Origin of the sequence: Mycobacterium shottsii, from assembly GCF_010728525.1 — a bacterium.
Taxonomy (GTDB): domain Bacteria; phylum Actinomycetota; class Actinomycetes; order Mycobacteriales; family Mycobacteriaceae; genus Mycobacterium; species Mycobacterium marinum.
The window spans coordinates 1,769,777-1,794,831 of the sequence record NZ_AP022572.1; the positions used below are offsets into that span (position 1 = coordinate 1,769,777).

Below are 25,055 nucleotides of genomic sequence, written 5' to 3' on the forward strand. Positions count from 1 at the left end.
AGCGCCCTCGGTGCATCACGTAAAAATGCCCGCGAAACGGTCGATCCTTGGCAGGCATGGGAAGTGGGCTGTCGATGTCGTCTCGGGCCGAGATCACCGCGAAGTTCGCCAGGGCGTATGTGGGGGCGCCGAAGGCGGACAAGGGGCAGATTCTGGATCAGGTGGTGGCGGTCACCGGCTGGTCGCGTGACAACGCCCGGCGGCGGTTGAGGGCGGCGGCCGCGCCGCCGGGAGCGGGTCGGCAGGTCGCCAAACGGACTCGCCGGCAACGCAATCCGAAGTACTCCTAGGATGCGCTCAAGGTGTTGCAGAAGGTGTGGGCGGCCTCAGGCGGGCAGTGCGGCCGGTACCTGGCCGCTTCCATGGCACTTCAGTTGGATGCTCTAGGTCCTGTCTGCTAATTGCGGACGCGGTGGTAGGTGATGATGGCGGCCAGGGTGGCACCGCCGAGGTAGGTCAGGGCGTATTTGTCGTAGCGGGTGGCGACCGCGCGCCAGTGTTTGTGCCGGTTGAAGCTTCGCTCGACGGTGTTGCGGTGCTTGTAGATTCGGCCTGAGAACCCCGGAGGCCGTCCTCTGTTGCGGCCTTTGGCTTTGCGGCGGGTGATCTGGTCGCTGCGCTCGGGGATGGTATGGGCGATCTTGAGCCGGCGCAGCTGTGCCCGCGTCGAGTCATAGGAGTACGCCTTGTCCGCCAGCAGGTGAAACGGGGCGTATGAGTTGCTGCACCGGGCGGCCAGCAATGGCCAAAGCATCGGATTATCACCGGCTTGACCGGCCGACAGTGCCAGGGTGACCGGACTGCACAGCTGGTCGGTCAAGGCGTGGATCTTGGTAGTCAGCCCGCCGCGGGAACGCCCAATGGCGTGGTCATCGGGCTCATCGAGATATTTCTTGTAATTCGACAGATCCCCCTGTGCGGCGCCCGGGCGCGCTCCGGCTGCGTGTCGGTGGGCGCGCACACTGGTCGAATCGACCGACAACAGTGCGCCCAGGTCGGCGTCCTCGGCGTCGAGGTCAGAGGCGATCGCCGCGAAGATCCGCGCGTAGATGCCATCGACCGACCAGCGTAGATGCCTCTCGGCCACCGATTGCCAGGGACCGAAGTGCTCGGGCAGGTCACACCACGGAGATCCCGTACGGTAACGCCAGATAATGCCCTCCAGAGCACGTCGATGATCGTTCCACGGCCGGCCACGCCGCCGCCCCGCAGGCAACACCGCCACGATCAGCGACCACAAATCATCAGAAATCGCATGCGTCCGCATCACCCAAACAGCATCAGCCAAAACACCATTCACATTAAGCAGACACGCCCTAGAACGCCACGGCGAACTGGTGGACGGCCGTGACCGTTACGGCCCGGCGGTGCGTGCCGAGCTGTTGGCGATGAGCAGCGCCACGATCGACCGCTACCTGCGCGGCGCCAAGGCCCGCGACCAGATCTCGGGTGTGTCGACGACGAAACCCTCCCCGCTGCTGCGGTCCTCGATCACCATCTGCAAAGCAGGCGATGAGGCCGAAGAATCTCCGGGGTTCTTCGAAGGCGACACCGTGGCGCACTGCGGCCCGACACTGAAAGGTGAGTTCGCCCGCACGGTCAACCTCACCGACATGCACATCGGCTGGGTGTTCACCCGCACGGTGCGCAACAACGCCCACCCCCACATCCTGGGCGCCCTCAAAACCGGAATTACTAAAATCCCTATAAGGTAACGGGTTTGGACTTCGACAACGGCACCGAATTCCTCAATAAGGCGGTCATCAAGTGGGCCGCGGACATGGAGATCTTCTTCACCCGCTCACGACCCTACAAGAAGAACGACCAGGCCACCATCGAGTCCAAAAACAACCACCTCGTGCGTCGCTACGGGTTCTACTACCGCTACGACACCGACGAAGAACGCGCCGTGCTCAACCGGCTGTGGCACCTGGTCAACGACCGGCTCAACTACCTGACCCCCACCATCAAACCCATCAGCTACGGCTGCAGCCGCGACGGTCACCGCCGCCGGCTCTACGACAAGCCCCAGACCCCTGGACCGGCTGCTGGCCGCCGGAGTCCTCTCAGCGGCCCAACAAACAGAGCTGCTCACCTACCGCAACAGCCTCAACCCCGCCGCGATCGCCCACCAGATCGCCGACCTGCAAGCCGCCCTGCTCAGACTCGCCAAAGACAAGACCGAACAGCTCTACCCCGCCGCCATACCCGCCGCTCTACCCGCCCTCAAAGCCGGCATCCGCATCAAAAGCAAGACCACCAGCTGACCCCGATTTCGCGGGCATTCCTTACCTGATGCATGAACCAGGTTTCGCAGGCATCTTGACTTGATGCATCACGCCCCTGCAACCAACTCGTAATGTCCCGATAATTGGACGGTATGAACTATTGCATATGGCATATTTCTGCGGTTCACTGTGCAGATGACTACGACGGAAACTTCCCTGCCCAAACTGGCAACCGTGTCCCTCGAGCGGGATGGCCACGTCCTGCTGATCGGCCTGAATCGGCCGCAGAAACGCAATTCGTTCGACCGGGCAATGTTTGCTGACCTGTCGCGCGCCTACGCGCTGCTGGAAACCGACGACTCGGTGCGGGCCGGCGTTCTGTTCGCCCATGGTGACCACTTCACCGGCGGCCTGGATCTGGTTGACGTTGCGCCCAGCATCGCGGCCGGACAGTCCCCGTTCCCCGCGGATGGTCGCGACCCGTGGCGGCTGGACGGCCCGTGGCGCACACCGCTGATCGCTGTCGCACACGGCTGGTGCATGACGTTGGGCATCGAATTGCTGCTGGCCTCCGACATTCGCATCGCGGCGGCCGGAACCCGATTCAGTCAACTCGAAGTACAGCGCGGGATCTACCCGTTCGGAGGCGCGACGATCCGGCTGACCCGTGACGCCGGGTGGGGTAACGCGATGCGCTGGTTGCTCACCGGCGACGAGTTCGATGCCGCCGAAGCGCATCGCATCGGGCTGGTCCAAGAGGTGGCCGACGATGCGGCGACGGCTCTGACCCGGGCTCGGGAGATCGCGCAGACGATCGCCGACCGTGCCGCACCGTTGGGCGTGCGAGCCACCCTCGCGTCGGCGCATCTGGCTCGCCGGGAAGGTGAGGCCGCGGCGATCGAGCGCCTGGTCCCCGATATTCGGGCGCTATTCACCAGCGCAGATGCCGCCGAGGGAGTGCAGTCTTTCATCGAACGCCGGCAGGCCCGATTCACCGGCCGCTAAGCCCAGGCTCCTGATTCCAAACGGCGGCGAATTGCGGTGGTATTCGGCCTCCTACCGAAGTGGGCTAGCTTTCGAGCGTGTAACCCATCGGCATCAGCACGCTCTTCTGCTGGGTGAAGTGCTCGACGCCCTCGGGCCCGTTTTCGCGACCGATGCCGGAATTCTTGTAGCCGCCGAATGGGCAGCACGGATCAAAGGCGTACCAGTTGATCGCATACGTGCCGGTGCGGATCTTCTCCGAGATCTCGATGCCCTTGGGCACGTTGGAGGTCCATACGCTGCCGGCCAGACCGTACACCGAGTCGTTGGCGATCTTGATCGCATCCTCCTCGGTGTCATAGGGGATCACCACCAGCACCGGCCCGAAGATCTCCTCTTGCGCGATCGTCATCTTGTTGTCGACGTCGGCGAAGACGGTGGGCTGCACGAAGAATCCGTTGTCCAGACCCTCCGGGCGGCCGCCGCCGGAAACCAGCCGGGCGCCTTCCTCGATGCCCTTGGCGATGTAGCCCTCGACCCTGGCCCGCTGCTTCTCCGAGATCAGCGACCCGATTTGGGCGGCTGGGTCCGACGGCGGCCCGACCGGTAGTGCTTGTACGAAGGCGCTTACCGCCTCCACGATCTCCTCGTAGCGCGGGACCGGGGGCCAGGATGCGGGTCTGGCCCACGCAGGCCTGCCCGGTGTTCATGATCCCGGAGAAGACCATCATCGGGACCGCGGTAGTCAGATCGACATCCTCGAGCAGGATGGCCGCCGATTTTCCGCCGAGTTCCAAGGTGCACGGCTTGAGCATCTCCGCGGCCCGTCGCCCGATCTCTTTGCCGACGGCCGAGCTGCCGGTGAAGGTGAACAGGTCTACCCCGGGGTTGGAGGTCAGGGCTTGCCCGGTCTCAACCCCGCCTGGCACCACCGACAGCACGCCCTCGGGCAGACCCGCCTCGGCGAACACCTCCGCCAACGCGTTTGCGGTCAGCGGTGTTTCGGCAGCGGGTTTGAGCACCACCGTGCAGCCCGCCAGCAGCGCCGGACCCAGCTTGTTGATCGCCAGGAACAGGGGCACGTTCCAGGCCACGATCGCGCCCACCACACCGATCGGCTCCCGGTGGACGATGGTCTGTCCGTAGGACCCGTTGCGGATCTCTTTCCACCTGACCTGGTCCACGGCGGGGCCGGCGAAGAAGTTCAGCGCCCCGATCGAGCCCATCCAGTGCATCGTTTCGACGGTCATCGGCGGTTGGCCGGTCTCGTCGGCGAGCAGCTTGGCGAAATGGTCTTTGCGCTCCTCGAGCAGCTTGAGGGCATTGGCGATGACGGTCGCGCGTTCCTTTGGCGGCGTGGATGGCCACGGACCGTTGTCGAATGCCGCGCGCGCGGCGGCAACCGCAGCGTCGACGTCGGCGGCGGCCGCCAACGGCACCTTGCCCACGTACTCGCCGGTGGCCGGACAGTGCACCTCGATCACTTCCGAGGTCGACGGCTCCGTCCACTTGCCGCCGATGAAGAGTTTGTCGTATTCGGTCTTCTCGCCCATGGCGCCACCCTACCCAAGCGAAAGCAAAACAAGAACACGTTCCATTACCGGGGCGACAGCACCAGGACCAGATTGCTCACCAGGAACTCGCGAAGCATTGGCACCGAAGTCATCCACCAGGCCCATCGGGGGTGGTAGCGGGGAAATGCGGCGATCAGGGTTCCCGTGCCCTCCGCCCATCGCAGGCCCTCGGCGGCTGACACCGCGAACAACGACGACCCGTAGTTATTCTTTGCCGGATGGCCGTGCCTGCGGGCATACCGTGCGGCGGCTCGCGCGCCGCCCAGGTAGTGGCTCAGGCCCATCTCGTGCCCGCCGAACGGGCCCAGCCAGACGGTGTAGGAAAGCACGGCAAGCCCACCCGGCCTGGTCACCCGCAACATCTCGGCCCCCAGTTGCCAGGGGCGCGGCACATGCTCGGCGACATTGGAAGACAGGCAGATGTCCACCGAGTCGTCGGCGAACGGTAGGGCCATGCCCGAGGCGCGGACAAACGAACCGGGCCCACCCGCGTGCGCGGGCCCGGCCGCATGCATTTCGTTGGGGTCCGGTTCGACGCCGATGTACCCGACACCAGCGGCCGCGAACGCGGACGCGAAGTATCCGGGACCCCCGCCGACGTCGAGCAGCGTGCGGCCGGCCACCGATTCACCGCGGGCGGCCAGCCACAAGTCGCTCACCAACGTCGCGGTGTCGGCTGCGAGTGCTCCGTAGAAGCGCGCCGGGTCGGGTTGCTCGTAGCGGAATTCGGACAGCAACCGCAGCGACCGGGACAGCGTTGCCCGCCGCGCAAACCTGTCGGTGACGGCCATCGGCACACCCTACGGCTGGCGTTGGGGACGCTCGCGCGGGCTAGGCTAGCCACTGATGTCTGATCTGCGCTCCGTGCTGCTGCTGTGTTGGCGCGACACCGGACACCCACAGGGGGGCGGTAGCGAAACATATCTGCAGCGCATCGGCGCGCAACTGGCGGCCTCGGGGATCGAGGTCACCTTGCGCACCGCCCGTTACCCGGGTGCTCCGCGATGGGAGCTGGTCGACGGGGTGCGGGTCAACCGCGCGGGTGGCCGCTACTCGGTATACGTGTGGGCGCTGCTGGCGATGGTCGCGGCGCGAATGGGTCTGGGTCCGCTGCGACGGGTGCGGCCCGCGGCGGTCATCGACACCCAGAATGGGCTCCCTTTCCTGGCCCGGCTGGTGTTCGGCCGGCGGGTGGTGGTGCTTGTGCACCACTGTCATCGCGAGCAGTGGCCGGTGGCGGGTCCGGTGCTCGGGCGGTTGGGCTGGTTCGTGGAGTCGAAGTTGTCGCCATGGCTGAACCGGCGCAACCAGTACGTGACGGTGTCGCTGCCCTCGGCCCGCGATCTCGTCGCGCTCGGTGTCGACAACGAGCGAATTGCCGTGGTCCGCAACGGCCTCGACGAGGCGCCCGGGCAAACCCTGTCCGGACCGCGGGCGGCGACGCCGCGGGTGGTGGCGTTGTCCCGGCTGGTGCCGCACAAGCAGATTGAGGACGCGCTGGAGGCTGTCGCGCAGCTGCGGCGACGCACGCCGGGCAGCCCGAATCTGCACATCGACGTCGTCGGCGGCGGCTGGTGGCGACAACGGCTGATCGATCATGTGCACCGGCTCGGCATTTCCGACGCGGTGACCTTCCACGGTCACGTCGACGACGTGACCAAACACCACGTGCTGCAGAGCTCATGGGTGCAGTTGCTGCCGTCGCGCAAGGAAGGCTGGGGGCTGGCGGTGGTCGAGGCAGCCCAACACGGGGTGCCCACCATCGGGTATCGATCCTCGGGTGGTCTATCCGATTCGATCATCGACGGAGTGACCGGCATCCTGGTCGACAGCCACGCCGAACTGGTGGATCAGCTCGAACGACTGCTGGCCGATCCGGTGTTGCGCGATCAGCTCGGCGCCAAGGCTCAGGTGCGCAGTGCCGAGTTCTCCTGGCAGGAAAGTGTCGACGGGATGCGTAGCGTCCTGGAAGCCGTACCAGCCGGTCGGTTCGTCAGCGGCGTTGTGTAGCCCCGAGACTTAATCCGCTGCGAGATCTGTCGGCGATTCCTCGCGACCGCTTAAGTGTCGGCGCACCCGGCTGGCGGCCATCCCGGCGCCACCCGCGAGCAACATCGACAACCACGCCCAATGCGCGAGCATCATTGCCCGACGATCCCCGGCCGGGACACCCGCGGACCGGCCACCGATCCGGTACAGGGCCAGCTCGTCGTCGTGGTAGGTCGGCGTCAGGCGGTCCAGTGTGCGTCCGGCTTCGCCCATCTCGCCGCCGCCGTGCACTTCGACGACGAGCCAGCCCACCCCGGCCTGGGCCAGGGCCGCCGGATCGGCCCCGGCGAGCAGCAACTTTTGCACCGTTCGGGCGCGCACGCCATCGCCGGGCACCAGCACCCCGGAGATGACCAGATCGCCGCTGCTCAACACGTCCGGTCGAACCCAGCGGGGGAGCGGGTCGAGCACCGGCGCCCGACCGGACCAGGAGAATCGCCGCATGGTGCCGATGGGCAAGACCGCGACGGTCCCAGGCTCATGGTTGATCGCGGTCGCCACGGCGGTCCACCCCGGCGGGTAATGCACCGGCGCAACCCGGCCCAGCACGCCCCATGCCAGATCGGGCAGGGCCAGCACGAGCGCCAGGCAGCACGCCGACGCCGCCAGTGTCGACTTCAGGGGCGTTGCGGCCGTCTTGCAGCGTGACAGGGTCGACACCGCTGTCGCGGCGGATATGGCATAACCCGGCATCGCCAGTGCCACCCATTTCTGCCCGTCGCGGAGCACCCCCAAACCGGGTGCGGCATCGACCGCGGCAGCCAAGATGTGCAGGCCCGGGCCGGTTGCCAGGGCGGCGGGCATCAGCACCGACACCGCGGCCAGCACTAGCAGCGGCACCAGCGCCGGCCGTCGCGCCACGGTGGGGAGTCCGACCGCCACCACGACCAACAGGACCGCGGCGGAGGCCACCGCGAAAAGAGTAGTTCGCGAACCGGGCACGGCATCGACGTTCCAGATGCCACCAAGACTGGCCAAGCTGAGGAGCGTGCCCAGACCCGGTTCGGCGCGTGGCGCGAACGCGGCAACGCCGAGTCCGTTGGCGGCCGTGTGGGTGGTCAGCGACGAACCGAGGGCCGACGCCGTCAGCCAAGGCAGGGCACCGACCAGCGCGGCCGCTAGCGCGGCCGTTGCGCACAGCCACCGTGGTTTGCCGCCACCGGGAGCAGCCACACAGGTCAGGGCTACCGTCGCGGCCAGCAGCAACCCAGTAGGGGTGAGACCGGCGAGCGCGATCCAGAAGGCCAGCCCGAAGAATCCGGTCAGGCTTGCCTCCGGTGCGCGCAACCCCAGCATGGTGGCCGCGACCCAGGGCAGGCAGCCGTAGCCGAGCAGCAGGCTCCAATGGCCTTGCAGGAGGCGTTCGGCCACGTAGGGATTCCAGATCGCCAGGGTGATCGCGACGAACTGGCCTCCGGCGCCGGCCGCGGGCAGTGCCCGCGCTACCAGCACGGCCGCGCCCCAGCCCGCCAGCCACAGCCCCAAGACCAGCAGTGCCTTGACCAGGATCCCGCCGTCTATCGCCTGGGAGGCCAGCGCTATCGCGAAATCCTGCGGCGTCGCCCGCGGCGCAGCCATCAACCCCAGGGCGCTGTCGGAGAGATATGACCGCGGGGTGGATACCGTGTCGCGCAGCAGCAGATATCCGGGCCCCAGCACCGGCCCGACCACCAGCAGCGCCAGCACCAGCGCGTACCCCGGCCGCCACCAGCAGGCGCTGCGCGGCGAGGCCCAACCTGCGCCTTCTCCCCGGGCCATCTTGGCCCGCATCGTCGGCGGGCTAGGTCCGTTCCTCGGGACCAGAGGGCTCACCCGAGCCCGACTCCGACGACGATTCGGCCGAATCGGGCGGAGTCTTGTCCGAGTCAGGACCGTCGTCCGACGAGTCTGGACGCTGCGCGGGCAGCTTCTCGGTCTCGGCTTCGGCTCCCGGCACCGGCTGCTCGAGTCCGACGCGCCGCAGGAAGTCGGTGTCGTCGCGGTCCAGGCTCGGATCCATCAGGATGCTTTCGGTCCGCAGGCTGAACGACGTGAGCAGCCCGCCGCCGACCAGCGCGACCAAGCCGATTGCGGTGAACGTGATCGGCAGCACCCGCGACCACAGCGCCAGCCGGTCACGTTCGTCGCGGGCGGTGTTGACCTGGGTCTCGACCGTGTCTTCGTTGGAGGTGACCTTGTAGTCGGCCAGGGTTACCTCTGGCTTCATCGCCTCACGGGCGAAGTAGTGGTTGGCGTGCACGGTCTGTTTGACGATGGTGCCCGTGACCGGGTCCACCCAGAAGGTGCGCTGCGCCGCGTAGTAGCGGGTCATCGTGATCTCTTCGTCCGGCTCTCCCGGAACACCCCACATCGCGGCGGTCGTGGTGACCTTGCCGTCTTCGTCGCCGGCGTACAGCGACGGGTACTTGACCGGTGCGACCAGCTTGCCTTCGGAGTTGTAGCCGATGTTCTGGGTGAACCGGTAGGTGGTCAGGCCGTTGACGTCCTCTTCGCTGTCATAGTTGGCGTCGAACGGCTTCTGCGCGATCGGATCGAAGTAGGGGTAGGACTTCTTCTCGGTGTGGAACGGGAAGCGGTAGGACAAGCCCTCGTGCCGCAGCGGGATAGCGGTTGGCGGGCTTTCGTCGCCGAAGCCACGCGGTTTCTGGACCGTTCCCCCGGTGTGGGTGTCGTCGGAGATGGCCATCGCCGTGTGCCGGTTGAGGGTGACCGTGTCCACGATCGCCAGCAGCAGACCGGTGTCCTTCTGCTTGTCGGTACGCCGGACCGAGGTTCCGACCTGCAGGGTGACCACATCGGCATTGGCCGGTGACTCGACCGTGATCTGCTGTTGGGACACCAACGGCACGTTCTGGTTGATGACGATGTGGTCGGTGGCCAGCGAGGCCGAGTCGAGCGCCGATCCCTTGCCTTCGCTGATCAGGGTGGCATCGATATCGAGCGGGATTTTGGTGATCTTGCTGCTGGTATAGGTCGACAGCAGCAGCGCGGCGATCAGGAGAGCGGACCCGAGTCCGATCGTTCCCAATGCGGCGATCCGCAACATGACTGCTCGGTTCACGTTGCTGTGACCTCCTTCTGGACCAAAGACTCGTTGGCCGCGACCTGTTCCCACCCGAATAAGAAGGCAGTCAAACCCGTTTGACCCTAACAGCAGAACGTATGGTCCCGGTGTGCGAACCTGCCCCAACTTTGCCGGTGTACCCGATTCGGCCGCCAGTCGATGACGGGCAGACTGTGATGGTGACCGACGGCCAGCAGGTGGGGGGGACACGCAGCTTTCTGCCTCCCGTGGAGGGCATGCGTGCCTGCGCGGCAATGGGGGTGGTCGTCACCCATGTCGCCTTCCAGACCGGCCACTCCAGTGGAGTCGCCGGCCGGCTGTTCGGCCGCTTCGATCTGGCGGTGGCGGTGTTCTTCGCGCTGTCGGGATTTCTGTTGTGGCGGGGGCACGCTGCGGCCGCTCGGGGCGGATCACCGCGTCCCCGCACGGGTCACTATCCGCGGTCGCGGGCGGTCCGGATCATGCCTGCCTACGTGGTCGCGGTGGTTGTGATCTTGTCCCTGCTGCCGGATTCGGACCACGCGAGTTTGACCGTGTGGCTGGCGAACTTGACCCTTACCCAGATCTACGTGCCATTGACGCTGACCGGGGGCCTCACCCAGATGTGGAGCCTGTCCGTCGAGGTCGGCTTCTACTTGGCATTGCCGCTGCTCGCGTTCCTGGCCCGCCGTGTGCCAGTCGGGGCCCGGGTGCCCGTCATCGCCGCCGCGGCCGCGCTCAGTCTGGCCTGGGTGTGGTTGCCGGTGGCCGCCGGTTTCGGGATGAACCCGCTGAACTGGCCGCCGGCCTTCTTCTCTTGGTTCGCCGCCGGCATGTTGCTGGCCGAGTGGGTGCACAGCCCGATCGGGCTGGTACACCGGTTGGCGCGCCACCGCGTGCTGATCGGTGTGGTGGCGGTGCTGGCGTATCTGGTGGCGGCATCACCGCTGGCCGGTCCGGCCGGCCTGGTCCAGGGCTCGGCGACGCAATTCGCGGTGAAGACCGCGATGGGTGCCGTGGTGGCGTTCGCGCTGGTGGCCCCGTTGGTGCTGGACCGGCCCGGCACGCCCCACCGGCTACTGGGCAGCACCACCATGGTGACCCTGGGGCGCTGGTCTTACGGGCTGTTCATCTGGCACCTGGCCGCCCTGGACATGGTGTTCCCGGTGATCGGCACCTTTGCGTTCACCGGACGGATGCCGACGGTGCTGGTGCTGACGTTGATCTTTGGCTTCGCGATCGCCGCCGTCAGCTATGCGCTGGTCGAGTCACCCTGTCGAGAAGCATTGCGCCGCTGGGAGAAACGGACCGAGCACAGCGCCGGGCAGGACATCGACCGGGAAGCGGACGCGATCGCGCCCTGAGCGCCGCACAGCTACGGCGACCCGTTCATCCCGTCCAGTCCGAACAGGAAGCCACCCGTGCCCGCGGTGCCGCCGACACCAGCGGTAGCCCCGGTCCCGCCGTTGCCGCCGTTGCCGCCGTCGCCGATCAACAGGGCGCTGCCGCCATCGCCGCCCTTACCGCCGGTGCCGGAGAAGCTCTGGCCCCCGGCCCCGCCGGTGCCGCCGCTGCCGATCAGCCCCGCGTTACCGGCGGCTCCTCCCGCACCGGCGAGACTGGCAAGGGAATTTCCACCATCGCCGCCGTCGCCGCCATTGCCGAGCAGCATCGCGCCGGCAGCCCCGGCCCCGCCCTTGCCGCCGACATTTCCGATTCCGCCATGCCCGCCGGAACCCCCGTTCCCGCCGAGCAGGGCGGCGGCCCCGCCCTCCCCGCCGGAGCCCCCGAAGGTGACGCCGGCGCCGGCGTTTCCGGCGTCCCCACCGGTGCCTCCGCTGCCGAACAGTGTGGCGGCCGCTCCGCCGGCCCCGCCGTTGCCGAACATCGCGCCCCCTTGTCCGCCGGCCCCGCCGGTCCCGCCGCTTCCGCCGACCCCGCCGGTGCCGAACAGGAGTGCGGAGGAGCCGCCGGTTCCCCCGGATCCGCCGGTGGCGGCACCGGATCCGCCCGATCCGCCGGCCCCGCCATTGCCGAACAGCGCGCCGGCGTCGCCGCCGCTGCCGCCACCGCCCGCGGTGGTGCTGCCCGATCCGCCGCCGCCGCCGGCCCCGCCATTGCCCAATAGCGTGCCGGCGCTCCCGCCGCTTCCTCCGGTCCCGCCGCCGCTGCCGCCGCTGCCGCCGTGTCCGCCCGCTCCGCCATCGCCGATCAGCCCGGCGACTCCGGCGCCGCCGGGCAGGAAGCCGCCGCTGCCGCCGCTACCGGTTGTGCCGTGCCCGCCGCTACCGCCGTCGCCGCCCCCAACGAAGAACACGCTGCCGTTTCCGCCGTCCCCGCCCGCGCCCCCGCTGACTTGGCCGAGCCCGCCGGCTCCACCGTTCCCGCCGATGCCGGACAACGTGCCGCCGGCCCCGCCGGTGCCGCCGTTACCCCCGGTTCCGAACATGGCGCCTTGAGCGAGCCCGCCGTCGCCGCCGGCTCCGCCGGTGCCGAACAGCAGGCCACCGGCCCCGCCGGACCCGCCGTCACCCCCGGTGAAGGCGTTGCTGCCGCCGCCGGCGCCGCCGGCGCCGCCAGTGCCGAACAGCAGGCCACCGGCCCCGCCGGTCCCGCCGACGCCCCCACTGGTCATTAGGCCGCCGCCGAACCCGCCAGTGCCGCCGGCTCCGCCCGAGCCGGCGCTGGTGCCTCCGATGCCGCCAGCTCCGCCATTGCCGTACAGCAGGGCTCCCGCCCCGCCGGAGCCCCCCGCGGCATTGTTCCTACCGGCTCCACCAGCGCCGCCGTTGCCAACGAATCCGGCGGCGCCGCCGTCACCGCCCTTGCTGCCGGCCGCTCCGGAGCCACCCGCGCCGCCGTTGCCGTACAAGATGCCGCCGTCGTCCCCGTTTGCGCCGGATCCCGGGGCCGCATTGGCGCCGTTGCCGATCAGCGGGCGTCCCAGCAGCGCTTGGGTGGGCGCATTGATCGCGTCGAGCAGGATCTGTTGGACGCTGGTGGCCTCGGCACCCGCATACGACGTCGCACCGGAGGTAACGGCGCGCACGAACTGGTCGTGAAAGGCCTCGACCTGCACGCTGAACGCCTGGTAGTCCCGCGCGTAGGCGCCGAAAAATGATGAGGCGGCCGCCGAAACATCATCGGCGCCGGCGGCCAACGCCGCGGCAGTGGGGCCTGCCGCGGCGGCATTGGCCGTGCTGATCGTCGATCCGACACCGGCCAGGTTCGTGGCTGCCGCAGTCAGCTCTTCAGGGATGACGGAAACGAACGACATGAGCCAGTCCTCTCGTCAGCTCACCGGCCGCCGCCTGGTCAGTGGGTCGAGGAATCAGTCAGGAATACAGCGTATCGCGATCTGGTGGGCGCGATGGGCAGTTCATCCAACGTTGACGCGCTGATAGTCGGGCATGTCGTCACCGCCGGCCGGACCTGGGGCCCGAACGCTGATACCCCAGTGGAACGCGCCAACCGCTCCCGGCCCTGCCCGCCGCCGCGGCGGGTTGAAGCGGCTCCCCTGGTGAGGGAGGCAGCGGCAAGTTCAACGGCTTGTTGACTCCATTGAATGGCGGTGGTTTGCAGCTATCGGACAGCGACCCGCAGCAGACCCGGCTCCATCCCCGGAAAGTGTGACGGCGGGCTCAGGGGCACCCATCGTAGGCCGAGCCATCGTGCAGCCTCGTAATCAGACCACCTGGCCCGGGCCGTGCGACGCAACTTCGTGCCTACGCCACCATCACAAATCGGTGGGATTTCGGGCTCCGGTTGGAACTTTGTCGTCGGAAGTCGCTCGATTGCTGGACTGGCCAAAACTTGGTTCCCACCATCGTGGCAGTCGACACCCTCGTACGTCAGGTGCCGGTCGTACGATCGACTCGATGACAAGCTCATCCGAGTTAGTGGCGGTCGATCTGACCGAGAGGGAACGCGAGTTCATTCAACAGGTCCTGCAACAGTGGGGAGGGGCAGCATCTGGTGCACCGTTTCCGTTTCAGATGCTGGGGCTGTCGACGTGGGAGGAGTTCGGAGAACTCACTCTTCGCCTTCAGCGTGCTGTGCAAGGTGATGAGCCGCTGACCAATCTGGACTGGGCGCGAGTGTTGTTTCTAACTGAAATCACCTGGCCCAGCGGACTTGTCGGTGCTGGACTGGACTTTGCGATCGTCACCGGGTTCTCTGACAGCGAGGCGATTGGCCTACTGCGCGGTCTGCAGCGGCGCCGCAAAATCGGCGGTCGCGAGCGCGCCAAGCTTTTATTCCCAAATGGCGGGAGGACCCGTAGCGCCGAGGAAATCGAGAATATCGAGCGGTGGGGGGAAGAAATACGTAGCGAGCAGCGGGGGCGACAGTACCCTCCTGGGCTGTGATCCGCTCTGACGGAGAGCCTCTGGCAGAGAGCAATGTGGGAGACACCCGAGATTGCCCCTAATCCGTTGTTCTTACTTGAGTCGGGCGAAGCGCATCTGGCGGCGGTTGTAGTTCGTTCGGGTCCACGTAGCGGCGCGGTTCGTTGACTACTGGCGGGGTGTGGTCGATCCACGCCGGGTCCGGCGGTGGAGGGGTGTAGCGGTGGTCCTCGGGAAGCTTGGCGAGACGTGCGGGGAGGTTTGTAAGTGGATCACCTGCCCACCAGATCCGGTCGGGATTCTCGCCGGGCTCTCGGGAGTGCGCCCCTGGCCAGTTCTCTTCGAGATCGAGCAGGTAATAGTACAGGGCAGGATTGTCGGCCTCGTTCCACGGGGACGGGTTGATCAACGATTCTCGGGTGTCGCGGGCCAAGCCCCAGGTGCGATCCGATGGCGGCGCGGTGTAAACCAAGTGCATCACCGCGCCGGCTGTCCACGCGTGCGACACAAGGAACGTGCAACGTCCCGGCCGCGGGTAGGCGGCAGCATTGGCGTTGCCTACCTCTATGTGGTGAAGCAGCTCGTCGAGGACCCTGGCTGCAAAGTCGCACTCTGCGTCGGTCGGGGGCGGCTGGCTCGGTGAGGATTCAGTTGATGGGTGCATAGTTGTTCACCCATGGCGGTGTCAGAGTCCAGTTCTTTTGTACTTCAACGACTCCGCTGCCCCCAGGGAGGGGAAACATCGTGATCATTCCTTTCTGCCCGCCACCGGGTACGTCGTAGCTGGGGTTAGTGTTCGCCACGATTCTCATCGTCAGACTCTCGCCGGTGTCGGTGTAACTGGGTAAACCGAGAAAGCCCGACGTGCAATGGGCCTTGTTGATCGGCACCTCATAGACCAGAGAACCACCTTGATTTCTTATCGGACGAGAATGCGAGATCAGGTCCTTGAACACGTTCGGGTTGATCAGCCCGTGCTTCCAGTAGATCTTGTCCCAACCGAAGCCTTTGTCGTTAGCTGCGTTGTAGTAGCCGCGTCTGAGCACAACATGGTGTCAATGGCCAAGTTGAAGTATCCGCTGGTGGCCAGATAGAAGTATCCACCCCGGGCGGTAGTTCCTAGGTTGGTGTGGGTTGCTCCTTCCGGTGCTGGGCGTCCTTCATGCGGTAGGAGTCGCCGTCGGTGATGACGAGGGTGGCGTGGTGTAGCAGGCGGTTGAGGATGCTGACTGCGGTGGTCTGCTCGGGCAGGAACCGGCCCCATTGTTCGAAGGGCCAGTGTGACCCGATGGCCAGGCTGCGGCGTTCGTAGGCGCCGGCGACCAAGCGGAACAGCAGTTGGGTACCGGTGTCATCGAGTGGGGCGAAGCCGAGTTCGTCCAAGATGATCAGGTCGACCCGCAGCAGCGATTCGATGATCTTGCCGACGGTGTTGTCGGCCAGGCCGCGGTAGAGGGTCTCGACGAGATCAGCGGCGGTGAAGTAGCGGACCCTGAGCCCGGCGTGGATCGCCGCGGTCCCCAACCCGATCAGGGTGTGGGATTTGCCGGTGCCGGCCGGGCCGATGATCGCCAGGTTCTGTTGGGCCCGTATCCATTCCAGACTTGACAGGTAGTCGAAAACCTTCGGCGGGATCGACGAGGCGGCCACGTCGAAGGACTCCAACGTTTTCGAGACGGGGAACGCGGCGGCCTTGAGCCGGTTGACGATGTTGGAGGCATCCCGGGCGGCCAGTTCGGTCTCGACGAGCGTGCGCAGCACTTCCTCAGGAGTCCAGCGTTGGGTCTTGGCGGTCAGCAAGACCTCGGTGCGCTGCGCCGCACCGCGGCCAACTTCAACCGCCGCAGCCCGGCATCCAGATCAGCGGCCAGCGGCGGCACCGACGGCGGCGCCACGGGTTCGACGGCAGTCGTTGGTGATGTCGTGGTCATGAGATCACCTCGTCATCGGCTCCGACGGGTCCGATCTTGTAGGCGTCCAGGGAACGCATCGGGGCGACCGGTAGGTCCAGAATCAGCGCATCCCCGGCAGGGCGGGGTTGTGGGGTTCCGGTGCCCGCGGCCAGGATGGAGCGCACGTCGGCGGCCCGGAACCGGCGAAACGCCACCGCCCGGTGCAGCGCCGCGATCAGCGCGTCGGTGCCGTGGGCGGCCCCCAGGGCGAGCAGGATCTCCAGCTCTGCGGCTAGGTCCTGTCTGCTAATTGCGGACGCGGTGGTAGGTGATGATGGCGGCCAGGGTGGCACCGCTGAGGTAGGTCAGGGCGTATTTGTCGTAGCGGGTGGCGACCGCGCGCCAGTGTTTGAGCCGGTTGAAGCTTCGCTCGACGGTGTTGCGGTGCTTGTAGATTCGGCCTGAGAACCCCGGAGGCCGTCCTCTGTTGCGGCCTTTGGCTTTGCGGCGGGTGATCTGGTCGCTGCGCTCGGGGATGGTATGGGCGATCTTGAGCCGGCGCAGCTGTGCCCGCGTCGAGTCATGGGAGTACGCCTTGTCCGCCAGCAGGCGATACGGGGCGTATGAGTTGCTGCACCGGGCGGCCAGCAGTGGCCAAAGCATCGGATTATCACCGGCTTGACCGGCCGACAGTGCCAGGGTGACCGGACTGCACAGCTGGTCGGTCAAGGCGTGGATCTTGGTAGTCAGCCCGCCGCGGGAATGCCCAATGGCGTGGTCATCGGGCTCATGGAGATATTTCTTGTAATTCGACAGATCCCCCTGTGCGGCGCCCGGGCGCGCTCCGGCTGCGTGTTGGTGGGCGCGCACACTGGTCGAATCGACCGACAACAGTGCGCCCAGGTCGGCGTCCTCGGCGTCGAGGTCAGAGGCGATCGCCGCGAAGATCCGCGCGTAGATGCCATCGACCGACCAGCGTAGATGCCTCTCGGCCACCGATTGCCAGGGACCGAAGTGCTCGGGCAGGTCACACCACGGAGATCCCGTACGGTAACGCCAGATAATGCCCTCCAGAGTACGTCGATGATCGTTCCACGGCCGGCCACGCCGCCGCCCCGCAGGCAACACCGCCACGATCAGCGACCACAAATCATCAGAAATCGCATGCGTCCGCATCACCCAAACAGCATCAGCCAAAACACCATTCACATTAAGCAGACACGCCCTAGTCGGCGGGAGCGAGCCGCTTGGCCGAGTAGGCCGCCGCCACATTGAGCAGCAGAACGATCATCACCGGCCACACCACATCGTGGAACTGGGCGAGGATGCCTAGCAGCGAACTCAACCCCACCAGGCACGCGCTGATGACGAGTCGCCCGAAGGCGATCAACGAGATTCTCAGCGTGGGATCGGCATTGTGGGCAATCCACAGTTGACCCGCGGTGAACACGCTTTGGTTGGCGATTGACGCCAATGCGATCACCAGGCTGATGGCCACCAGGTTGGGCCAGGATCCGGCCAGCTGAAACGCGATGGCGATCACTGCCGCGGCGATGCTGAGAATCGCACTGCCCGCAAACAAGCCGAACAGCCCAAATCTTTCGCGGATCCGATTCCACACTCGTATCCCACCCACGAGTCCGACACAGACGAACAAGACCAAGACGACGACGTTGTCGTGCTCGTCCCCGGGTATTGCGGCAACGCGGATGCTGTAGAACGAGCTCCCCAGCACGACCGATCCGAACAGCAGCTGAACTGCCAGGTAGCGGCGATACCAACTTTCGCGACGCAGGGCCGCCAGCCCGACGTGCACGACCTTGTTCAGCCCCGGGGCCTTGTGCACGAGCGGGACGATCCGCTGCGGCAACCCCAGACAAATCAGCCCGGAGATTGCCATCGCCGCAGTGGCGGTCCACAGCAGGCGGATGTTGTTGGTCAAGTGGTCTTCATGGGGCACGAAGGACAACGCCACGGTGACGATCGCCGTCAACGCCGCGCCGACGCCGGCTTCGGTGAGCAGCACCTGCGCCCTATCGGTTCCCGACGGCATCGCTGCCACCAAATCCGCGAACGCCACGAAGGAGAAGGCCGACACCGCCCCGATAAAGAGCACATTCACCAAGAACAGCGATCCGGTTTCGTTTCCGTCGCCCATGGTTGCGCCCATCGCATTGACGGCGGCCAGGACGGTCAGCCCGAACACAATAATGACCAATCGGCGGCGTCTCGGGACCGCGGCGAGCACGGCGGGCGCGAGCATATTTCCAATTTTCGCTCCGGCTGTGAACGCGGGAAAAATTAGTGCCGCCATCCACAATTCCGCGTGGAGTTCGGCCACCACAAACGGCAAAACGATGGGGACATTGCCAAGCTGAAGTGCCGTCCGGTAGAAGCCACTTTGCGTGATGACCAGCCACAGAACACGCTTGCTCAGGCCATCGATGCGTCCTTCCGGACGCGATGTTTCCACCACGTTCTGCTACCCGCCGGCCACCCGGGTCGCCCCCACGTCGGGCGCATTCGCAAACCAGCACGAATGGTCCGAGGGGCCCTTCCAGCGCATGGGTGACGCGATCAATCCGGCAACGCCCTCAGCCCCACCAATGATCGACGCAAAAGCATCCGAATCTGCAGTATCGGGGGCACCAGGAATCGAGTGGGCGAAGTCGCGGTCGATTCCCATCTGCACCTCCTGCACGGAAACGCAAAAAAAACAGGGTACTAATTAGTACCGCCGCGGCGCCAGGCATTCGTGTCCACAATTTGGCGGCCCACACCCGCACCCGCACCCGCACCCGCACGAAAAGGAAGCGACCCCCGCGCGCTACGCCGGCCCGAAAATGGTGCGCCGGATCATCACCGCCAGGTCAGGACCCGTGATTCCCCACCAGAACACGGCGGATCGTGTTCGAGAAGTTCGACTGGTCACACGCCCAGGCGACGAAACACACTTCGGTGAAATACGATCGGCGCCACCTGCGCGTCCACGGTGACCTCGCTGACCCGCAACACCACGATGGTGTGGTCCCCGGCGGGAATCAGCTGCTCAATGGCGCTTTCCAGCCACAAACTGGTGCCCTTGATGAAGACGGCACCGCTGTCGTTGCACACCGTCTCCAAACCGGCGAAGCGGTCCCCCGTCTTCGCGGCCAGCGTGCGCGCCGCCTCGTCATGAGCTTCGCCGAGCACGCTGATACCCAGCATGGGTGCGCCTTTGAGTTGGGGCCAGGTCGTCGAAACGTTCTGCACACAAAAAGAAACCAGCGGCGGATCCAGCGAGACGGGAACAAAGGTGCTGGCCGCGAGGCCTTCCCGCGCGCCATTGATCTCCGCGGCGATCGCCACCACACCGGATGGAAAGTGGCCAAACGCTTCGCGCAGCGACGATGGTGTCAGGTTGCTCTGTGGATTCACCAGACTTCAAGCGCCCCTTGAGCCGAGGACAATTTCTGGTCACCGACCCTACTCGCCGGATACCCGCGGGCAGTGGCCAGATCGGGATGACCGGGAATCGGGCTGTCCAGACCTGGCGGCGCGAGTCCGCACCCCCAACTGAGCCCGCCGCCCCGATCGGGGGAGCCGAATTAGGCATGAATCGCTGACCGACACCAATAAACGGGTCGCGCGCACCGCCTCCGAGGAAATAGCACAAACGCAGTGCGTGGGCGGCCACGCGGCGGCCATTACGCAGGCCCGGTCGGCCCGCAGATCCGCCATTCGACCCCGTGGTGACGCGCCCCACATCCGCCATGCTGCCGCCATCACAGCAGCTAGAGGCCACCGCCGGTGGATCGGAAACCATGATCCCAACCGGTTGGTTGGGTTGGTCGTGCAATGTAGCTCACATCAACTTGCAAACAAGTATCAAACCGACATATTTTATCAATGTTACTGGTGGGTAACTTAGAACGTAGTACCCAACCATCATGTGGCATTCTTCAACGAGGAGGACCGTAGTGAGCCACTACAAGAGCAACGTCCGTGACCAGGTATTCAACCTCTTCGAGGTGCTGGGCGTTGACAAGGCTTTGGGCGAAGGTCAGTTCAGCGATCTGGACACCGACACCGCCCGCGAAATGCTGACCGAGATCAGCCGGCTGGCCGAAGGCCCGGTCGCCGCGTCGTTCATCGAGGGTGACCGCAACCCGCCGGTTTTCGACCCGAAGACCCACACGGTGACTCTGCCGGAGTCTTTCAAGGACTCGGTGCGTGCCGTCATCGAAGCCGGTTGGGACAAGGCCGGCCTGGACGAGGAACTCGGCGGCATGCCGATGCCCCGGGCCCTGATGTGGGCGCTTCACGAGCACCTTCTCGGCGCCAACCCGGCGGTGTGGATGTACTCCGGCGGCGCTGGGTTCGCCCAGATCATGTACCACCTCGGTACCGAGGAGCAGAAGAAGTGGGCCGTGATGGCCAGCGAGCGCGGCTGGGGTTCGACGATGGTGCTCACCGAGCCGGACGCCGGCTCGGACGTGGGCGCCGGGCGGACCAAGGCCGTCGAGCAGGCCGACGGTTCCTGGCACATCGACGGGGTCAAGCGGTTCATCACCTCGGGTGACTCCGACGACCTGTTCGAGAACATCTTCCACTTGGTGCTGGCCCGCCCCGAGGGCGCCGGTCCGGGCACCAAGGGGCTGTCGCTGTTCTTCGTGCCCAAGTTCCTGTTCGACTTCGAGACCGGCGAGCTGGGCGAGCGCAACGGCGTATTCGTCACCAACGTCGAGCACAAGATGGGCCTGAAGGTATCCGCGACCTGCGAGCTGTCGCTTGGCCAGCACGGCGTGCCGGCCAAGGGCTGGCTGATCGGGGAGGTACACGAGGGCATCGCGCAAATGTTCGAGGTCATCGAGCAGGCCCGCATGATGGTCGGCACCAAGGCGATCGCCACGCTGTCGACCGGCTACCTCAACGCACTCGAGTACGCCAAGTCCCGCGTACAAGGCGCCGACCTGACCCAGATGACCGACAAGACGGCACCCCGGGTCACCATCACCCATCACCCCGACGTGCGTCGTTCGTTGATGACCCAGAAGGCATACGCCGAGGGCCTGCGTGCGCTGTACCTCTACACCGCCACCTTCCAGGACACCGCGGTCGCCGAGGCCGCGCACGGTGTGGACGCCAAGCTGGCGGTCAAGATCAACGACCTGCTGCTGCCGGTGGTCAAGGGTGTCGGCTCCGAGCAGGCGTACGCCAAGCTCACCGAGAGCCTGCAGACCCTCGGTGGGTCCGGCTTCCTGCAGGACTACCCGATCGAGCAGTACATCCGGGACGCCAAGATCGACTCCCTGTACGAAGGCACCACCGCCATCCAGGCTCAGGACTTCTTCTTCCGCAAGATCGTCCGCGACAAGGGTGTGGCGCTGGCCCACGTTTCCGGCCAGATCCAAGAGTTCGTCGACAGCGAGACCGGCAACGGCCGTTTGAAGACCGAACGCGCACTGCTGGCCAAGGCGCTCACCGACGTGCAGGCAATGGCAGCGACCCTGACCGGCTACTTGATGGCCGCGCAGCAGGACATCAACAGCCTCTACAAGGTCGGCCTGGGTTCGGTGCGCTTCCTGATGAGTGTCGGCGACCTGGTCATCGCCTGGTTGCTGCAGCGTCAGGCAGCCGTGGCCGTCGCGGCACTCGACGAGGGCGCTACCGGCGACGAGGGGTCGTTCTACGAGGGCAAGGTGGCGGTGGCGTCGTTCTTCGCCAAGAACTTCCTGCCACTGCTGACCAGCACCCGCGAGGTGATCGACACGCTGGACAACGACATCATGGAGCTCGACGAAGCCGCCTTCTAGAGCACCCCGATCAACAGTTGAGCCCCCGTTCCAGGAACGGGGGCTCAACTATTTTCTCAACCAAAAAGACCGCCGCTGGCTCCCCTCGTTCCAGCGGCGGCCCTTTTCGTACGCCCGTCAATACCGATGACCGGCGGTCGATCTAACAGATTGCCCCGCGTTGCGGTCGGGGTCGGGGGTCAGACCACAACACGGGGCTTTCCAATCAGTTAGATACCCATCAGATGGGGTTACAAACCGCGGGCACCGAAGTTCCGCCGAGCGGCCGGCGTTAACTGGGGGTTCAGGCCTCCAGGATTGCGGCCACGCCCTGACCGCCGGCAGCGCAGATCGAGATCAGCGCGCGCACGGGCTGGGCCGATCCCTTGCGCTCGGCCTTCTTCTCGGCCAGCTGCTTGGCGGTCTGCGCGAGTATCCGTCCGCCGGTTGCCGCGAAGGGGTGCCCGGCGGCCAACGATGAACCGTTGACGTTGAGCTTGGACCGGTCGATCGAACCAAGCGCGGCGTCCAGTCCCAGGCGCTGCTTGCAGTACTCCTCGGACTCCCACGCCTGCAGGTGCGCCAACACCACCGAGGCGAAGGCCTCGTGGATCTCGTAGAAGTCGAAGTCTTGCAGCGTCAACCCGTTGCGGGCCAGCAGTCGCGGCACGGCGTAGGTGGGCGCCATCAACAGACCGTCGTTGCCGTTGACGTAGTCCACCGCGGCCGTCTCGGCGTCCACGAGGTAGGCCAGCGGCGACAACGAATGCTCCTGCGCCCATTGCTCGCTGGACAGCAACGCAACCGAGGCACCGTCGGTCAGCGGAGTCGAGTTGCCCGCCGTCATGGTGGCGTCGCCGGCCTTGACGCCGAATACCGGGCGCAGCGAGGCGAGCTTCTGGACGCTCGAGTTGGGGCGCAGGTTGTCGTCGCGGTACAGGCCCAAAAATGGCGTCACCAGGTCGTCGAAGAATCCGCGGTCGTAGGCGTCGGCCATGTTGCGATGACTGGCCGCGGCCAGTTCGTCCTGGTGAACGCGTTTGATACCCATCTGCTTGGCGGTGATGGCGGCGTGATCGCCCATCGACAGCCCGGTCCGGGGCTCGCTGTTGGCCGGGATCTCGACTCCCAGATTGGCCGGCAGCCCACCCACCAGGCGCAGCCTGTGCACGTTGGACTTGGCCCGACGCAGCCGCAGCAGAGTGCGGCGCAGGTCCTCACCCAGCCCGATCGGCGGGTCCGAGGTGGTGTCCACGCCGCCGGCCGCCGCAACCTCATAACGTCCGGCGGCGATCCCGTCAGCGGCAGCGATCGCGGCCTGCAGGCCGGTCCCGCAGGCTTGCTGCAGGTCACACGCCGCGGTGTACGGGGACAGCTCTGATCCCAACACGCATTCGCGCATCAGGTTGAAGTCGCGGCTGTGCTTGAGCACGGCACCACCGACGACGGCGCCCAGCCGTTGCCCGCGCAGGTCGAACCGGTCCACCAGCCCGGCCAGCGCCGCGGTGAACATGTCCTGGTTGGACGCTTCGGCGTAAGCGCCGTCGGACCGGGCGAAGGGGATTCGATTACCCCCCAGGACGGCGACTCGCCGCTTGGTCTGGGCATTCTTCTCAGCAGCAGGGGCCACTTTTCTCTCCGTAGGTACTTGAGCTCTCGGTATGTACTTATGTACTTGAGCTTTGGGTTTTGGGGGATCGGCAGTCGGGGGCCATACTACCCACTGTTCTTACTCTGAAGTAAGTTCGTCCTCGATACGGTGGCTCCTACATCGCACACCCGACACGGAAGGCAGCTCAGTGGCACCCAAGCTCTCGTCCGATCTGTTCTCGCAGGTCGTCAACTCCGGCCCCGGAACGTTTGTGGCCAAGCAACTTGGTGTTCCGCAAGCCGAGACGCTGCGCCGTTACCGCCCGGGGGACCCGCCGCTGGCCGGTTCGCTGCTAATCGGGGGTGAGGGCCGGGTGGCCGAGCCGCTGCGCGCCGCCCTCGCCAAGGACTACGACCAGGTGAGCAATAACCTGGGCGGGCGCTGGGACGACTCGTTCGGTGGCCTTGTTTTCGACGCTACCGGCATTACCGACCCGGCCGGACTCAAAGGGCTGCACGACTTCTTCAAGCCCGTCCTGCGCAATCTGGGCGCCTCCGCGAGGGTGGTGGTGGTGGGCACCACACCCGACGCCATCGACAACAGTCATGAGCGGATCGCGCAGCGGGCGCTGGAGGGCTTCACCCGGTCGCTGGCCAAGGAATTGCGCCGGGGCAGCACCGCGGCGCTGGTCTACCTGTCGCCGCAGGCCAAACCGGCCGCCACCGGGCTGGAATCGACCGTGCGATTCATCTTGTCGGCGAAGTCGGCATATGTCGACGGCCAGGTCTTCTACGTGGGCGCGGCCGACTCCACACCGCCGGCCGACTGGGACCGGCCGCTAGAGGGCAAGGTCGCCATCGTGACCGGCGCCGCGCGCGGCATCGGGCAGACGATCGCCGAGGTGTTCGCCCGTGACGGCGCCAGCGTCGTCGCGATCGACGTGGAGTCCGCCGCAGACGCGCTGGCCGAGACGGCCGCAAGCGTCGGCGGCACCCCGCTGTGGCTGGATGTGACGGCCGACGACGCCGTGGACAAGATCACCGAGCATCTACGCGACCACCACGGCGGGAAGGCCGACATCCTGGTCAACAACGCCGGCATCACCCGAGACAAGTTGCTGGCCAACATGGACGACGCCCGCTGGGACTCGGTCATCGCCGTCAATCTGCTTGCCCCGCTGCGCCTCACCGAGGGCCTGGTCGGCAATGGCAGCATCGGTGCGGGTGGCCGGGTGATCGGGCTGTCCTCGATCGCCGGAATCGCGGGCAACCGTGGGCAGACCAACTACGGCGCCACCAAGGCCGGCATGATCGGCATCGCTCAGGCGCTGGCACCGAGCCTGGCCGAGAAGGACATCACGATCAACGCCGTCGCGCCGGGATTCATCGAGACCAAGATGACTGCCGCCATTCCGCTGGCCACCCGCGAGGTGGGACGCCGGCTGAACTCCTTGCTGCAGGGTGGACAGCCCGTCGATGTCGCCGAAGCCATCGCGTATTTCGCCAGCCCGGCATCAAACGCAGTGACCGGAAACGTCATTCGCGTCTGCGGCCAGGCCATGATCGGTGCCTGAC

At 66.2% G+C, this 25,055-nt stretch carries 20 protein-coding genes and 3 pseudogenes; 9 read left to right on the forward strand and 14 right to left on the reverse strand.

Annotation, left to right across the window (positions count from 1 at the left end):
* Positions 1–74: 74 nt before the first annotated feature.
* A complete protein-coding gene (locus tag G6N41_RS08335; RefSeq protein ID WP_198968062.1) occupies positions 75–290 on the forward strand; it encodes a hypothetical protein in 216 nt (71 codons plus the stop codon).
* A gap of 107 nt (positions 291–397) precedes the next feature.
* On the opposite strand, the gene G6N41_RS08340 is transcribed toward G6N41_RS08335, so the two are convergent.
* On the reverse strand, positions 398–1,270 hold the full coding sequence (locus tag G6N41_RS08340) for an IS5 family transposase (RefSeq protein WP_407663791.1): 873 nt from the start codon (positions 1,268–1,270) through the stop codon (positions 398–400).
* A 67-nt stretch (positions 1,271–1,337) separates the two neighbouring features.
* Between G6N41_RS08340 and G6N41_RS08345 the strand changes: the two genes are divergently transcribed.
* The 3 genes from G6N41_RS08345 (at position 1,338) to G6N41_RS08355 (ending at position 3,233) form a co-directional block, all read left to right on the forward strand.
* A complete protein-coding gene (locus G6N41_RS08345) occupies positions 1,338–1,715 on the forward strand; it encodes a hypothetical protein (RefSeq protein WP_198966258.1) in 378 nt (125 codons plus the stop codon).
* Between the two features lie 5 nt (positions 1,716–1,720).
* Entirely contained in the window at positions 1,721–2,296 is a 576-nt protein-coding gene (locus G6N41_RS28250; protein WP_231608839.1) for a hypothetical protein, read from the forward strand.
* A gap of 127 nt (positions 2,297–2,423) precedes the next feature.
* Positions 2,424–3,233: a crotonase/enoyl-CoA hydratase family protein gene (locus G6N41_RS08355; protein ID WP_015354220.1), complete on the forward strand. Its 810-nt coding sequence runs from the start codon at positions 2,424–2,426 to the stop codon at positions 3,231–3,233.
* 64 nt (positions 3,234–3,297) lie between these two features.
* Here the strand turns inward: G6N41_RS08355 and G6N41_RS08360 are convergent.
* Positions 3,298–4,765, reverse strand: a pseudogene (locus tag G6N41_RS08360) (aldehyde dehydrogenase).
* 44 nt (positions 4,766–4,809) lie between these two features.
* Positions 4,810–5,577 carry a class I SAM-dependent methyltransferase gene (locus tag G6N41_RS08365; RefSeq protein WP_012392445.1) on the reverse strand — a complete coding sequence of 256 codons (768 nt, stop codon included), beginning with the start codon at positions 5,575–5,577 and terminating at the stop codon, positions 4,810–4,812.
* A 55-nt stretch (positions 5,578–5,632) separates the two neighbouring features.
* On the opposite strand from G6N41_RS08365, the gene G6N41_RS08370 reads away from it, so the two are divergent.
* A complete protein-coding gene (locus G6N41_RS08370) occupies positions 5,633–6,796 on the forward strand; it encodes a glycosyltransferase family 4 protein (RefSeq protein WP_198967096.1) in 1,164 nt (387 codons plus the stop codon).
* A 9-nt stretch (positions 6,797–6,805) separates the two neighbouring features.
* Here the strand turns inward: G6N41_RS08370 and G6N41_RS08375 are convergent, their stop codons facing one another.
* A complete protein-coding gene (locus G6N41_RS08375; RefSeq protein ID WP_198967097.1) occupies positions 6,806–8,605 on the reverse strand; it encodes a hypothetical protein in 1,800 nt (599 codons plus the stop codon).
* Positions 8,606–8,615: 10 nt separating this feature from the next.
* The gene (locus G6N41_RS08380; RefSeq protein WP_020731514.1) at positions 8,616–9,896 is read right to left on the reverse strand and encodes a DUF3068 domain-containing protein; all 1,281 of its coding nucleotides are present in this window, start codon (positions 9,894–9,896) and stop codon (positions 8,616–8,618) included.
* A 101-nt stretch (positions 9,897–9,997) separates the two neighbouring features.
* Here G6N41_RS08380 and G6N41_RS08385 point away from each other — a divergent pair, with 101 nt between their 5' ends.
* A complete protein-coding gene (locus tag G6N41_RS08385) occupies positions 9,998–11,242 on the forward strand; it encodes an acyltransferase family protein (protein WP_407663792.1) in 1,245 nt (414 codons plus the stop codon).
* A gap of 11 nt (positions 11,243–11,253) precedes the next feature.
* Here G6N41_RS08385 and G6N41_RS08390 read toward each other — a convergent pair whose 3' ends face one another.
* Complete coding sequence (locus tag G6N41_RS08390; RefSeq protein ID WP_198967098.1) at positions 11,254–13,155, reverse strand: PE family protein; 1,902 nt, start codon at positions 13,153–13,155, stop codon at positions 11,254–11,256.
* Between the two features lie 622 nt (positions 13,156–13,777).
* On the opposite strand from G6N41_RS08390, the gene G6N41_RS08395 reads away from it, so the two are divergent.
* A complete protein-coding gene (locus G6N41_RS08395; RefSeq protein WP_231608883.1) occupies positions 13,778–14,245 on the forward strand; it encodes a hypothetical protein in 468 nt (155 codons plus the stop codon).
* Positions 14,246–14,303: 58 nt separating this feature from the next.
* On the opposite strand, the gene G6N41_RS08400 is transcribed toward G6N41_RS08395, so the two are convergent.
* The 7 genes and pseudogenes from G6N41_RS08400 to G6N41_RS08430 form a co-directional block, all read right to left on the reverse strand.
* Positions 14,304–14,705: a hypothetical protein gene (locus G6N41_RS08400; RefSeq protein ID WP_198967100.1), complete on the reverse strand. Its 402-nt coding sequence runs from the start codon at positions 14,703–14,705 to the stop codon at positions 14,304–14,306.
* A 166-nt stretch (positions 14,706–14,871) separates the two neighbouring features.
* On the reverse strand, positions 14,872–15,270 hold the full coding sequence (locus G6N41_RS08405) for a hypothetical protein (RefSeq protein ID WP_198967101.1): 399 nt from the start codon (positions 15,268–15,270) through the stop codon (positions 14,872–14,874).
* Positions 15,271–15,343: 73 nt separating this feature from the next.
* Positions 15,344–16,155: pseudogene (istB, locus tag G6N41_RS08410) on the reverse strand (IS21-like element helper ATPase IstB).
* Positions 16,152–16,412: pseudogene (locus G6N41_RS08415) on the reverse strand (IS21 family transposase); the annotation flags it as partial. The pseudogenes istB and G6N41_RS08415, both read right to left, overlap by 4 nt.
* Positions 16,413–16,422: 10 nt before the next feature.
* Complete coding sequence (locus G6N41_RS08420; RefSeq protein ID WP_407663793.1) at positions 16,423–17,295, reverse strand: IS5 family transposase; 873 nt, start codon at positions 17,293–17,295, stop codon at positions 16,423–16,425.
* A 46-nt stretch (positions 17,296–17,341) separates the two neighbouring features.
* On the reverse strand, positions 17,342–18,592 hold the full coding sequence (locus tag G6N41_RS08425; RefSeq protein WP_198967102.1) for an MFS transporter: 1,251 nt from the start codon (positions 18,590–18,592) through the stop codon (positions 17,342–17,344).
* A 452-nt stretch (positions 18,593–19,044) separates the two neighbouring features.
* Entirely contained in the window at positions 19,045–19,533 is a 489-nt protein-coding gene (locus tag G6N41_RS08430; RefSeq protein WP_198967103.1) for a flavin reductase family protein, read from the reverse strand.
* 542 nt (positions 19,534–20,075) lie between these two features.
* Here G6N41_RS08430 and G6N41_RS08435 point away from each other — a divergent pair.
* A complete protein-coding gene (locus G6N41_RS08435) occupies positions 20,076–21,911 on the forward strand; it encodes an acyl-CoA dehydrogenase (RefSeq protein WP_198967104.1) in 1,836 nt (611 codons plus the stop codon).
* Between the two features lie 283 nt (positions 21,912–22,194).
* On the opposite strand, the gene G6N41_RS08440 is transcribed toward G6N41_RS08435, so the two are convergent.
* A complete protein-coding gene (locus G6N41_RS08440; protein WP_198967105.1) occupies positions 22,195–23,520 on the reverse strand; it encodes an acetyl-CoA C-acetyltransferase in 1,326 nt (441 codons plus the stop codon).
* 169 nt (positions 23,521–23,689) lie between these two features.
* Between G6N41_RS08440 and G6N41_RS08445 the strand changes: the two genes are divergently transcribed.
* Complete coding sequence (locus G6N41_RS08445; protein WP_198967106.1) at positions 23,690–25,054, forward strand: 3-oxoacyl-ACP reductase; 1,365 nt, start codon at positions 23,690–23,692, stop codon at positions 25,052–25,054.
* Position 25,055: the final 1 nt, after the last annotated feature.